Here is a 13,444-nt window from a genome sequence, read left to right as displayed (position 1 = left end):
ATTTCTACTCTTGCTGTTGGGTGTAAATTAAATTTTTCAAAGGTTGATTGAGTTAGGTCTAACCGCTCTTTTTCGGGTAAAGATATTTCGATTACTTGGGCTAAAAAGCCATAATTTTCTCCTTCTATCAAAAGATAATTTCCAACTAAACCCGCTTGCAAAGCCTCCCCATCATAATAAAACTTTTTAAGCAAACTTGAAGAAGGCAAATGTACTTTGGTAAATGATGGAGAAACATGGCTTACATATCCTACAAAATGGCTGTCAGCAAAAAGGTTGTTGTTTTTCACTTTTTCGATTGATTAAGTAGTTTTTTGAGCATTTTTGAGAAATTTACATCAACATCTTCTTGTTCAAATACATTATTATCTGGGTAGTTACTTACAAAATCAACAAATTTTTCAGCAACTAATAATGTTCTATTATCTACTTCAGCAAAGGCAAATGCTCGTTGCCAGTTATCCTTAGTTTTGTTTATAGATGGGTCTATTACTATCAAACTTAGGCTTGTGTTATATTTTAAAGATTCCTCAATAACTGAGCTAATGTGCTTATCTAAAAAGCTAAAACCAATCGTTATCAAAAGTGTATTCTCTGTCCGCAAAGCTCTCTGAAAACGAGACATCATTTCAAAATAAGGTTGTTCATAGGATTGTTCATATTTATTATCACTTGGAAAAACAGTAAGCCTATTTTGGGTGATAATCTCTGAAAGCTGTTTTGTATTATCATTCAAATCTAATTCCTTTTGAATGATTTCACCGTCTTTCCTGTACCAATCTAACGAACCATGAACTTTGTAAAGATGAAAGAGTTTTGGAATAAAACTATCTTCTTCTTTAATTCTACTTCCTTCACGAATAACCATGTCATAATCAAACATTCTACCATTGAAACTTCGAGGGTTTGAATAACCAAAACCATCAATTATTGTAAAACCATCAATATTTGCAGCTTGCTCCCATAAAGTATCATAATTTATTGTGAAAATTTTAACTCTACTATCTTTCATTTTACGTTTTGTTATTTTTCGCAAGAAAGATAAATGAGTATCAGAACCAGATACATCAAGAGTGCATTTTTGGATAAGAAATTTTTTAATTATTTCAATATCATTTTCAAGAGAGTTATCTTTAACTTTATTTGTATGAGCATGGTCTAAAAGTTTTTCTAAGTCCCAAATCAAATCGCCATTTGAATCCTTTAATTCATATCCACTTTTTTCTATAAATTTCTTAAAATCAAGTATCGAATTATCTTTTTCAAGTTCTTTCCATAAACTTGCCATAGTTTGACCACCTTTCATTTCATTATTGGCATTACTATTTCCTATTCCGACAGAAGAACCAGCACCTGAAAAAATCACAAGATTTGAAAAATGGAAGTTTTTTAAAGCTGTGGAATAATATTCTCTTGACTTTTTGTGAGCAATTTCTCTAAGTTGGTCTTCGTCTAACTTAATTTCCTTTCCATCTTTATCTTTTTCTGAATAAGTTTTTCCATTTATTAGTAATTGAATGTCTTCATTTGTTTTTTTTATTTCAATTTTATTTTCTTTTGACCAAAGAAAATAAGGATTCCGTTCTTTTTGGTTTTCAGGCATTTTATATTGGATTTAAAGTGATAAAATTAGGGTCTTTTTAATATCAACGAGTCAATCTACACCACCACCAGCGTAATATCCAAATGCGGTACATAGCGACTTTTTAGTCGCCCACGCCTTACCCAAGTGCGTACTTTTGCTGGGTTTATTCCGTTACGACGAGCATATTCGGCTTGCGTAAATTCGTGGTCTGTATCAATTTCTATAATCGGTTTTGGTGCTAATAATTGGCTTTCGGCAAATAATACATCAGGGTCAAACGCCAATGGACTTAGCTTACCTTTAGCTGTTTTATGTTGTAGATTTTGCCAACACAAAGTATCTCCTTCTCCAACCTCAACTTTTGAAAATACCTCAAAATTAAGCAATGGTTTATACCTTTCATTTTCAGAAAAAGAGAATAATTTATCTGCAAAATCAATTAAACGTACATCGCCATTCGTCCAAAGTGTTTCTATTTTGAAAGGCTCAATATTGATGATTTTTAAAATTCTTGGATTTCTCATTTGCGTAATTTTGGGTTTAATGTTTCAAATTCTTCCAAAAGATACTGTTGATTTAATTTTGCCCATTTTATAATCTGTTTAAGTTTATTTGACGGCATTTCTCCTCTCAAAACTGACAAATCTCTAATATCTATCAGCACTTCATATTCTGCACTAATTGCATGAAAATGTGGTGGATTATGGTCAAAATCATACACATAAATCTTTATTCCTTGAAAACTCTCAAACATTTACTTGTTTTTTAAATGTAACGTTACGTTACAACAAATGTATAAACTAAGCATTAAACTTCAAAATAATAATTTTAAAAGAACCATTCTTTCGTTCCTCTTTTTTCCTCTCCAAAATTTTTCTACATTTCGTAAAAATTCAACCTCATCATTACAATCTATTCGACATGAACGACTCTAATAATAAAAACGAACAAGATTCCAGACGTAACTTCCTGAAAAGTAGCGTATTAGCTTCGGCAGGATTTATGATTGTGCCACGCCACGTACTTGGCAAAGGCTTTGTAGCACCCAGCGACAAACTCAATATTGCAGCCGTTGGTTGTGGCGGAAAAGCCGATTTTAATATTCCACAAGCCTATAATAATGGCTCTGATAATATCGTAGCATTATGCGATGTTGATGATAGAATGTCTGCAAAGTTTCGTACTAAATTTCCAAATGCCCCTTATTTCAAAGATTATCGAAAAATGTTGGACTCGGAGGCTAAAAATATTGATGCAATAATTGTAACCACGCCCGACCACATGCACTACCCAATTGCGATGTCGGCAATGCAACTCGGCAAGCACGTTTATTGTGAAAAACCCCTCACACATGATATTTGGGAAGCTCGTCAAATGACGGAAGGTGCAGCAAAATATAAGGTTGTTACACAAATGGGGAATCAGGGAAGTAGTGGAAAGGGCACAAGGGTTACGGAAGCAATTGTGCAAAGTGGCATGATTGGCGAAGTACATACGGTCGAAGTTTGGACAAATCGCCCTGTTTGGCCGCAAGGCGTACAATCTCCAAAAGATAAAGGCGAAAAGCAACCGATTCCCAACGAAGTCGATTGGAACTTATGGCTGGGAACTGCTCCTGAACGTGACTATCACGAAGCATATATGCCTTTTCGTTGGCGTGGCTATTGGGATTTTGGCACAGGAGCTTTGGGCGACATGGGTTGTCATTTTATCGACGTGCCTTTTCGTACACTTAAATTAGGGTATCCAACTTCGGTCGAATGTTCGGTCGGACAGGTCTATGCCGATTTTTTCAAAGAAGCATTCTTTGATGATGTTTGTCCTCCTTCGTCATCTATTCACCTAAAATTTCCAAACCCTACAAGTAAAAATTATAAAGAATTGAGTCTTTCATGGTACGATGGTGGTATTCGCCCAAAACTTCCAGAAGGTTGCGATTATGAAAAAGTTTTTGCCAATATTGATGGTGGAATTATGTTTATCGGTACGAAAGGAATTTTGGCTTGTGAACTTTTTGGCAATAATCCAAAGTTATTTGCCAACGGAAAACAACAAGATGTAACATTTCCTGAACCAAAACGTGCTTTGGTTGATGGAGACACAAACGGACATCAGCAACAATGGGTAAAAGCTTGCAAAACTGGTTTTGGTACTTATACAAGTTCGTCATTCGACCAATCGGGTCCTTTGACAGAAACTGTTTTGATGGGAAATCTGGCAGTTCGTTCGTTTTTGCTTAGAAATTCAAAAAATAAATTTATTGGAAGAAAAAAACTTTTGTGGGATGGTGCTAATATGAAAATCACGAATTTCGACGAAGCAAATGCTTTCATAAAGCGTGAATATCGTACCGGTGGATGGATATAAGATAGTTTCTCCCATTTGAAAATATTAAGTTTTTCAAATGGGAGAGTTTTTAAATTTTCACACATTCTTCTACTTTTAAAAATTACCACACCCATCAATATATGCTTTAAAAATACTTCCGTTATTTACTAAAAACCCAGGATTTAATAAAATAGCTTTTCCAGCATCATAAGATACATTTGCACCTGAACTAATAATATTGGTAGCTGTCAATGTTTGAGATACTTCATATTTTAAGACACCAGATGTTATCGGATTGGTTAGTGTATTTATGGTAGGGCAAGTTGTTATTGTAAATATTTTGCTCAAACAAGCAATACTATAATCGGTTACGGTATAGCTTGTATTAGTAACAGCCACTGTGATACTTTGAGTAGTAGCTCCATTGGACCACATAAAAGTTCCTGACCACGGTGCTGTTAGTGTAATTGTCGGAATTCCGATGGCAACAGGAACTGTTTCTGCTGTTAAATTTATGTCTTTCATCATCGTAAATCTATCTTTTACAATGGGGTCGCCATTGATTAAAACATCATCAATTGTTACCCACGACACGTCCATTCTACTGCCTTCGATTTCGATTAGGTATGAGCCTTGAACCGTTACATCATAAGCTGCTGCCATAGCTGGATGAGGCCACGGAGAACTTACGCCTGTTTCGAGCCTCCCTCCCGAACCAACTACAGCATAAACAGTACCTTTGTTTGCTGTTTGTTTATTATACAGACAAGTGTTTAAAGCCGTTCCATCGTATTTGCCATTTGTGCCAATTACTTCGTGCGTTGCTGGAACATACGAATCACTATTGCCAGTATGGTTTTTGATGAGTTTTGAACGTTCGTAATTATGACTATGTGAACCTAAAACCAAATCAACATTATATTGGTCGAATAATGGCACGAGCGAACGCACACCAATCATTTCTGGTTCAGTATTATGCCCTGGGGCAGGAGGATTATCAGAGTCGTGCTTACCTTTGGAGTATGGAGGAGCGTGTACAATTACAATAGTCCATTTTTGTGTATTTGCTGCCAAATCATTGATAAGCCACTGTTTTTGAAGACTTCCTGCATCATAAATATGAAAATTCGTACCGGATTCAGTACCAAAAGCATCAATACTTATGACATGGATATTGCCGTGATTGAAGGAATAATATCTTTCTTCACCAGAAGCAACACCACCTGCTTCGGCAGCCATAAAAGTTTCAAATATATTTTTTGAGGCAATTCCTGCAAAATTACCATAGCAAGTACCATTGCAATATTCATGATTTCCGAGAGCATTATATATCGGAGTTTGCTTCATGGTACGGTAATTTTGATAAACTTGAAAGTAATTTTTTTGGAAATCACTTTCCGAGCCATCAGCGTAGGCAATATCACCTAACTGCAAAAACATATCAACATAATTGTTGTGAACCTGCTCCAAAAAACGTTCTTGTACTTGTCTTTGAGGCAATTTTCCTGAACCAAAACACCCCATTGCCCAAATCCGAGTTTTCTTCTCAATTCCAGTCGTCGGCGGTGTAATGAACAAATTGTCAGACGTTCTTTCAAGAATCGTTGTATTTGTTTCAACAGAATAATAATATTTTGTGTTTGGTGTAAGCCCAGTTAAGGTTACATTATGGTCAATGGCTGAAGGAGTTGGTGACGAAGTACTACTCAAATTATTAGGGTCTGTTCCATATTTTACTTGACCAATGCTTGCCACTGAGGTATTCCACATAACTTTTATGGAAGTTGGTGCTGCTCTTTGAAGATAAGGTCCTCGTGTAACAAAGGTAGTAGCGGTTTTCATACCAATTATTTCAAAGAAGAAAGATAAATCAGAGCTTCCCGTAGAGACTTGGTGCATTTCTACGGCAATGGTATTTTGCCCCACAACAAAACCTGTGTTTTTTAAAAATATTTCGTTCCAAACATTGCCATCATCTTCGGCATTGCTTGCCAAAGTGGCTTTAGAGATGGTTTCATAGGTATTAAAGTTTTCTCTAAACGCCTCAACACCATTTATATAAATCACAATGCCATCATCTCGCTTCATTCTCAAGCGATAAAAATCATCAAGGCTCGTAATATTAAACGTTTTTCGGAAATATGTGGTAATAAATCCAGCATTGATTATTGTAGTTTCATCTCCTTCTCCGAATCCAAATTCTCCTAAACCCGAAAGCCAGCTTGCATCACTAAAACCAACGTTTTTCCATGTAGCTCCTGGGTCGCTATCATTATCTAAATATTTCCAACTATCCGTATTTCTAATAATCGCATTTTGAGTAAAAGGCAAAGTCCGAAAGGCCTTTAGCTCTAAATCAAAAAACAAATCGGAGCTATCATTGGCTTGCTGATGCACTTCAACTGCAATGATATTGTCTCCAATATGAAAAATATGAGGATCGATGTAAATTTCTTGCCAAGTATCTCCCTCTGTTACCAAAGGAGCATAGGTATGAAATCCAAACGGAAGAGGTATATTATCTCTAAAAACAATGCGACCATTCACATACACCACAATTCCATCATCACGTTTTACTCTTAGCTTATAAATGGCACATGGATGACTTATAGTAGTATCTCCTCCATCGAGATAACCCGTTAGTGTAACTTGACTTCTAAAATATGCCGTTCGGTGTTTATTGGTTGGATTTCCCCCATAACCAATGGTTGTTGTCACGGGGTCGCCATATCCTAAAGGTGCATTGCCCGTTCCCCAAGATCCTGTATTATAACTTGTACTCGTTTTCCAGTTTGCACTGTCAGGAACTGTAAATCCAGCATCCCAATATTTCCACGAACTCCCAGCATTAATTATGTCAAGTTGATACTGAGCATACACAGGCGAAAAAAATAGAACTAACAGAAAAACCCATAAATTTTTCATTGTTGTAAAGATGATTGAATGAATAATTTGAATCCTTTTAAAGTAGTCGAATTTAATTATAGCATTTTACATTCTTTATGAGTAGAATCATGTGGTAATGCGGCAGGGGAATGAAACTTAGATATAAATATTTGAATATAAAATATGAACATTTGTATATAAATGTAGCTATTTTTTCTGATAATGCAAGAAAAATTGGCAATTTTTTAAATGCCGATTATCAAAAAACATGAAAACTGTCTTAGAAATCCTTAGTAAACCTTCGCATATTTCACTTCATCTATCACAATTTTAGCAATGATTTCTTTCATAATTTCGGAAGTTCCACCTGCGATTGTCCCCACTCGCACATCACGGTACATTCTACAAATCGGATAATCTTCAATAAAACCATAGCCGCCAAAAAACTGTAAGCAAGTATCAGTTACTCGTTTGGCAAGTTCGGCGGTATAAAGTTTTGCCATCGAACATTCTTTTACAACCATTTTTCCTTCCGAAAACATTTGGCAAGTATTATAAACAAAATGCTTCGATATTTCAATTTCGGTAGCAATTTCGGCTATTTTATGGCGAATTGCTTGAAATTTGGCAATTTTTCGACCAAATACTTCTCTTTCATGCAAGTATCGAAGCGTTTCTTCTAAAGCTAATTCTGCTCCTGCAACCGCGATAACTGATGCCACTAAACGTTCAATTTGTAAACTTTCCATTAAATAATAAAACCCACCATTTTCAAAGCCAATCAAATTACTGATGGGTACTCGCACTTCGTCAAATTTTATTTCGGCAGTATCGGAGCTATGCCAGCCCATTTTGTTAAGTTTGGTTTTTGTCACGCCTTCGGCATCTAAATCAACTACAATTAGGCTGATTCCTGCTATTCCAGCAGCAGCTTCTGTTTTACAAGTAAGGGTAATAAAATCGCCATAAAAGCCATTGGAAATAAAAGTTTTTGAGCCATTGATTACAAACTCATCGCCCTCTTTTCGAGCGGTTGTGCGGATGGCTGCCACATCAGAGCCAGCATCAGGCTCAGTAATGCCCAAAGCTGCTAATTTCTCTCCAGCAATAGCAGGAACTAAATATTTTTGCTTCAATTCCTCACTTCCAGCCTTATAAATATGGTTAATCGCCATGTAAGTGTGAACGCTTATCATAGTGCTAAAACCACCCAGATAACTTCGAGCGATTTCTTCTAAGAAAACCACCGAAAACCAAAAATCTGCCTTGCTCCCGCCATATTCTTCTGGAAAAAGCAAACCGAGATAGCCCATATCGCCCATTTTCTTCAAAATTTCTTTCGGAATATGGCGTTCAGCTTCCCAAGTATTGGCATTTGGTACGACTTCTTTTGCTATAAATTGTCGCACCGTTTCTCGGAAAAGTTTATGTTCGTCGTTGAAGTACATGTTTTTTTAGGTTTAACATTATTTAACGACACTTTTTTACCTTTATACAAAAAAAGTAGTTCTTTTGTCAAAAAGCAAAACTATGAAAATTATCAAAGTAACTCTTACTATATTTTTAGTATTTACAGTTGTATTGTCAAGCTATTTTTACTTTTTACGAAAGTACGCAAAATCAAACGAGACAAAGATTTTTTTTTAAAATATAATAACTGGTAAGAAAAACCAATTTGAAGATTCCCCCTTCCCAAAGTTCGAAAGCTACAGTTTTGAAGCACTGAAAACAAAAGAGGTAATCGACATGGTAGACAATAAGGCATATAAAATGAGTAAATTATTGAATCACCCTAATTTATTCATTAACTTCTGCTTCGTCAGTAGTGGTTATTTCGAAGTTGAAATGTTAATGATACAAGCATTTTATGACAAATTTAAGAATAAAATAAATTTTGTGATACTAAGCCAAGAAGAACCCGAAGATGTGCGAAGTTTCTTAAATAAACACAATTTCACTGTACCATTTTATGTATTAAAAAATGACAAGTTTCCTGTTGATATTAAGGTTTTTCCAACAAGTCATTTAGTCATAAATAATAAAACCGTTTTTATGTATGCTGGTGTTGGTTATTTTGATAATGAACGCTTCAACCAATATATTGAGAGTATTTTAACAAAAAACCAAAATCAATTAAAACAAAAACGTGACACACTTTAGAAATGTGTCACGTTTAAAAGATTTATAATCAACGATTTACCACGAACTTATGGCTTTTTATCCTACTTTCAATTCAAAAATAGTAATTTCAGGCAAAATACCCAAACGCCCTGGATAACCGATGTAACCAAAGCCCCGATTAACATAGAGTTTTTGGTTGCCTTCTTCATAAAGTCCAGCCCACTCTTTGTAACGTAACTGTACAGGCGACCACTTAAAACTACCTAACTCAACACCATATTGCATTCCGTGCGTATGTCCTGCAAAAGCTACATCAATATCATTGTATTTTGGCGAAACTACTTGCCCACGCCAATGACTTGGATCGTGCGAAAGAAGCAATTTTACAGGCAAATCCTGCGTATTTTGATGGGCTTTTGCCAAATCTCCATGTTTTGAAAAACCACCTGCTCCCCAGTTTTGAATACCCAAAATCCCAATACTTTCGCCATCAACTTTTACTGCTCGGTGTTCGTCAAGCAACAAATCCCAGCCCATTGTTTTGTGGGCATTCATCAAATCTTTGAGATTTTGAGTTTTTTTCTCGGGTGATTCCCATTGCGTATAATCACCATAATCATGATTTCCTAAAGTTGAAAAACTACCCAACGGAGCTTTAATTTTTGAGAAAATATCGATATAGTCTTTTACTTCGGGAGCAATATTATTCACCAAATCGCCCGTAAAGAAAAACATATCTGGTTTTTCTTTCATCAACATTTCTACACCACCTTTTACGGCAGTTTTATTGAAAAAACTTCCCGAATGAATATCCGACAATTGGGCAATCTTCATTCCATCAAATTGTTTTGGTAGATTTTTTAGGCGAAGTGTTACATTACGTACTCGATAATCATGAGCCCCTGATAGAATTCCCCAAGCCATACCGCCAGCATGTAAGCCCCCAATCGCCAAAGCTGTTTTTGCCAAGAACACTGAGCGACTAATTTTTTCGGCTTCAACAGGTATATTTTCAGTAACGACTTGCTGTACAGCATAATTGCCCTGAAAATAAGAAATAACCCACTTGCCCAGACGAATCAAATCTTCAATGATAAGTATTAAAACCGAGAAAATCTTTGAGATATAAATAATGAAGATCCCTGCCATTAGAAAAGTTCTAAAACTGGCTTTGACAGGTGCCGACATAGGCACATAAGTAAAAATGGCGATAATGGAAATGATAGAAAAAACCGTAAAACCCCAAAATCCGAAACCAATAATACGCTGTGCAGAAGCACTTGCCGAACGCATAACGACTTTTATTGCTTGCCAAACATAAAAATCAATCAATACAAAAAAGGCCGCCATCAAGGCAAAACCAACAATTCGATTCATAGTAGTTAGCTTATTTTTAAGAGAAACTGAATGAAAACACAACGGATTTCAAATAAATAAGGTTTCAAATTTTGTGCGACTACTTTCCATATCACCAATAGATGTTATGAAAGGTTATTTTTCGTGATTGATGAGAAAAAAAAATATTCTACCAATCGTTTGGTATATAAAATTATGTTTATATATTTGACCCATAATTACTCAAATATTGATTTCTGTGGACGGTCGTTTGTCACCGAGCAACATTCCGCTATCAACTCTATAAAATGGCTGTTCAGAAAATAACAAAAGACGAAATTTTACTCAAATCATCGGATGTTTTTCGAGTAAAGGGCTATCACAATACTTCTATGCAAGACCTCGCCGATGCCTGTGGCTTGCAAAAAGGAAGTCTATATTATCATTTTCCAAGTAAAGAAATGTTGATGAAAGATTTGTTATTATCTATTCATAGAGATATGTCTGAAAGAATTTTTCCAATTGCACATGACGAAAATCTTACGTCTGAAGAACGCATGGAAAAACTCTTAAAAAAGATGGGAAGATTACTTTTGGAGAAGGAAGGAGGCTGTTTAATAGGTAATACAACTCTCGAAACCGTTGGCGTAGTTCCAGAATTTCATGAAGTATTACGAGCAATTATGGATGGATGGACACAAGCTCTACAAACCATTTTTGAGACTCGTAAAAATCCCGAATTATCATTTCGATTTGCCCAACAAACCATCATGGAGTTTGAAGGAGCAGTAATGTTTTCAAAATTATACAACGATAAACATTTTCTCTATGATGCCTTTGCCCGTACAATGGTAAAATTGAATTAGGACGGGGTCGCCCGTGCGATTAGGTAGTAGGTTTTAGGTTTAAAATAAAAAACAAACGTTTGGTATAATAAAAATATAAAAATTATAGTGCGTTAACAGGTAATTCAGTCAGGGGACGAGCCTTTATGTTCGTCCTCATGATTTTTTGGGGAATGCTTTTAATAAAAAAACGGAGTTGTCCGCAACAACGTTAGGGAATCAATCGTACAAAAAAATAATACTATGACAAAACAAGAACTAAAAACCGCTTTAGAAGAGAGTTTCAAAATTATTACAAACGATGTTGAGAATATTGAAGAAGCACAATTTTTTGCTCCAATTGGCGAAAAATGGTCGGTTGCTGAAAATATATTGCATTTAACACAATCAGCAAAAGGTTTGAATCAAGGAATGGCTTTACCAAAAGCATTTCTCGAACAACAATTTGGAAAAATCGATCGCCCTATACTCTCTTATGAGGGTGTGGTTGATAGGTATTTGGCAGTTTTAGGAACGGGTGTTACAGCTCGTGGCGGTTTTGTGCCGCAAATGCCAGAAAACCCTTCAAAAGACATACTTTTAAGCAGTTTTTTGAAACATCATCAAACACTTGCCGATTTTCTTAATGATTGGTCGGAAGCAGAATTAGATGAATATTGTATCAAACATCCCGCACTTAAAATGCTGACTATAAAGGAGTTTTATTATTTTATGCACTATCATATTTTGCATCATCGCAAGGCGATTTTGAAAAAGAAATAGGGCAAAAATAGGCAGTAGTCCAAGTAAAGTGTTGATTGCAAAGTAAAATTATCGCCTTCTTGCCTAAAACCTCTTTGCATTCTACCTACAAATGTGGAATCTGAATTCCTGTGATTTTTCGGTATAGGTCAATGGCATATAAATCGGTCATGCCCGAGATAAAATCTACCACAGATTGAATATTTTGATAAACATTTTCTTCTTTCTCAATGCTAAATTGATTAGGAATAAGTTGCAGTAATTTCTTTGATTTAGGCGAATTTGGCTGCAAAACTGCTGAAATAAACTCTTTCAATAAACCACCAATAATATGATAACCAGCAATTTCTATTTCGATTACTGACTTATCATTATAAATTTTTTTGATTGAAATTTGGTCTATTTTATCAATCAAAGCAATTATTTTTTCATCCAAAAGGTCAATTAAAGGCTTATTGAGCGTACCATCGAGCAATTGAGATTCATACTCAAAAAAGACTTCAGTGCATTTAAATACTAATTTACCTATGAGCATTGCCCGAAGAAATGCCAGCTTTTGTTTATCATCTTCAATGGTATCAACTTTTTCTTTGATATTTTTTTTTCCTTCTTGGTTTTCGAAAAAAGGTTCGAGCAAATCTCGAGCTTCTTGAATCGAAATAATATTGAGGCGATGGGCATCTTCGAGGTCAATAATTCGGTAGCAAATATCATCGGCAGCTTCCACCAAAAACACAAAAGGGTGACGTGCAAAAACTGTATTTTTTTCATTTAAAGCATTGATATTCAATTCATTAGCTATACTTTTATAGAAATCTATTTCGGTGTCAAAAAAACCTGATTTTTTGGCAGAAATATAACTTTTCTTTTTAAATCCATTCGTCGAATCGGCAGGATATTTAATAATTGAAGCTAAGGTTGTATAAGTTAAATTGAGGTTACTTTGATTAAAGATTGTCGTCAAAATGCGAAAAGCATTGGCATTTCCTTCAAAATATTTAAAGTCATTGAATTGATTTTCAGTCAAGTTTTGAGTTAAAATAGATAGTTTTTCACCTTCTAATTCTTTGAAATAAGTTCTGATTGCCTCTTCACCAGAATGTCCGAAAGGTGGATTTCCAATATCATGAGCAATACAAGCCGTCATGCAAACTGCCGAAAGTTCAAATTTGTAAAACTCAATGGCTTCTTGGTTGAGTTGGTCTTTGTGTTTTTCAACAACTTTCTCACCAATGGCTTTTCCTAACGAACGCCCAACCGATGCAACTTCTAAGCTATGAGTAAGCCGATTATGCACAAAAACAGCCCCAGGCAAGGGAAAAACTTGTGTTTTATTTTGCAAACGACGAAACTGCGATGAAAAAATCAATCGGTCGTAATCTCGCATATAGTCTGTGCGGAAATTTTCGTGAGCGTTGCGGTGTTCAGCACCAAGTCGTTTATTGGAGAAAAGGGTTTGCCAGTTCATTTGCAAAATTTTGGATTTGGCTGCAAGATACACTTATTGTTACCACACAGGTTGATTTTTAATGATTAGATTTAGGTATGGAAGTACCTCCAGTTGCCTTTTTAGCAATGTATCAATGACAGAACGAATGACACA

At 35.5% G+C, this 13,444-nt stretch carries 11 protein-coding genes and 1 pseudogene; 4 read left to right on the top strand and 8 right to left on the bottom strand.

The features are described 5' to 3' along the window. The 4 genes and pseudogenes from ACH2CJ_RS01575 to ACH2CJ_RS01560 all read right to left on the bottom strand — a co-directional run. Window positions 1-290 (bottom strand): annotated as a pseudogene (locus ACH2CJ_RS01575) (hypothetical protein); the annotation flags it as partial. Beyond that, window positions 287-1,603, bottom strand: a complete 1,317-nt coding sequence (locus ACH2CJ_RS01570) for an SIR2 family protein (RefSeq protein WP_394990317.1) — start codon at window positions 1,601-1,603, stop codon at window positions 287-289. The gene ACH2CJ_RS01570 and the pseudogene ACH2CJ_RS01575, both read right to left, overlap by 4 nt. Before the next feature lie 56 nt (window positions 1,604-1,659). Further along, complete coding sequence (locus tag ACH2CJ_RS01565) at window positions 1,660-2,109, bottom strand: hypothetical protein (protein WP_394990316.1); 450 nt, start codon at window positions 2,107-2,109, stop codon at window positions 1,660-1,662. Next, window positions 2,106-2,339 carry a DUF4160 domain-containing protein gene (locus ACH2CJ_RS01560; protein WP_394990315.1) on the bottom strand — a complete coding sequence of 78 codons (234 nt, stop codon included), beginning with the start codon at window positions 2,337-2,339 and terminating at the stop codon, window positions 2,106-2,108. The genes ACH2CJ_RS01565 and ACH2CJ_RS01560 overlap by 4 nt, the downstream gene beginning before the upstream one ends. A 167-nt stretch (window positions 2,340-2,506) precedes the next feature. On the opposite strand from ACH2CJ_RS01560, the gene ACH2CJ_RS01555 reads away from it, so the two are divergent. Next, complete coding sequence (locus tag ACH2CJ_RS01555; protein ID WP_394990314.1) at window positions 2,507-3,952, top strand: Gfo/Idh/MocA family protein; 1,446 nt, start codon at window positions 2,507-2,509, stop codon at window positions 3,950-3,952. A 75-nt stretch (window positions 3,953-4,027) separates the two neighbouring features. Here ACH2CJ_RS01555 and ACH2CJ_RS01550 read toward each other — a convergent pair whose 3' ends face one another. Together ACH2CJ_RS01550 and ACH2CJ_RS01545 are read right to left on the bottom strand one after the other, a co-directional pair. Then, window positions 4,028-6,838, bottom strand: a complete 2,811-nt coding sequence (locus tag ACH2CJ_RS01550; RefSeq protein ID WP_394990313.1) for a purple acid phosphatase family protein — start codon at window positions 6,836-6,838, stop codon at window positions 4,028-4,030. Window positions 6,839-7,089: 251 nt separating this feature from the next. Beyond that, window positions 7,090-8,247 (bottom strand): acyl-CoA dehydrogenase family protein, encoded by a 1,158-nt coding sequence (locus tag ACH2CJ_RS01545; protein ID WP_394990312.1) that lies wholly within the window; start codon window positions 8,245-8,247, stop codon window positions 7,090-7,092. 298 nt (window positions 8,248-8,545) lie between these two features. On the opposite strand from ACH2CJ_RS01545, the gene ACH2CJ_RS01540 reads away from it, so the two are divergent. Continuing rightward, the gene (locus ACH2CJ_RS01540; protein WP_394990311.1) at window positions 8,546-8,959 is read left to right on the top strand and encodes a hypothetical protein; all 414 of its coding nucleotides are present in this window, start codon (window positions 8,546-8,548) and stop codon (window positions 8,957-8,959) included. Between the two features lie 57 nt (window positions 8,960-9,016). Here ACH2CJ_RS01540 and ACH2CJ_RS01535 read toward each other — a convergent pair whose 3' ends face one another. After that, window positions 9,017-10,297 (bottom strand): metallophosphoesterase, encoded by a 1,281-nt coding sequence (locus ACH2CJ_RS01535; protein ID WP_394990310.1) that lies wholly within the window; start codon window positions 10,295-10,297, stop codon window positions 9,017-9,019. Window positions 10,298-10,563: 266 nt separating this feature from the next. Here ACH2CJ_RS01535 and ACH2CJ_RS01530 point away from each other — a divergent pair, with 266 nt between their 5' ends. Together ACH2CJ_RS01530 and ACH2CJ_RS01525 are read left to right on the top strand one after the other, a co-directional pair. After that, window positions 10,564-11,121, top strand: coding sequence for a TetR/AcrR family transcriptional regulator (locus ACH2CJ_RS01530; protein ID WP_394990309.1), 558 nt, complete (start codon window positions 10,564-10,566; stop codon window positions 11,119-11,121). Window positions 11,122-11,343: 222 nt separating this feature from the next. Continuing rightward, entirely contained in the window at window positions 11,344-11,862 is a 519-nt protein-coding gene (locus ACH2CJ_RS01525) for a DinB family protein (RefSeq protein WP_394990308.1), read from the top strand. An 85-nt stretch (window positions 11,863-11,947) separates the two neighbouring features. Here ACH2CJ_RS01525 and ACH2CJ_RS01520 read toward each other — a convergent pair whose 3' ends face one another. After that, entirely contained in the window at window positions 11,948-13,309 is a 1,362-nt protein-coding gene (locus ACH2CJ_RS01520) for a deoxyguanosinetriphosphate triphosphohydrolase (protein WP_394990307.1), read from the bottom strand. Window positions 13,310-13,444: the final 135 nt, after the last annotated feature.

Source organism: Emticicia sp., assembly GCF_043780375.1.
In the GTDB taxonomy this organism is placed as follows: Bacteria; Bacteroidota; Bacteroidia; order Cytophagales; family Spirosomataceae; genus Emticicia.
Note: the sequence above shows the minus strand (reverse complement) of the source record. Positions and strands in the feature narration are given on the sequence as shown.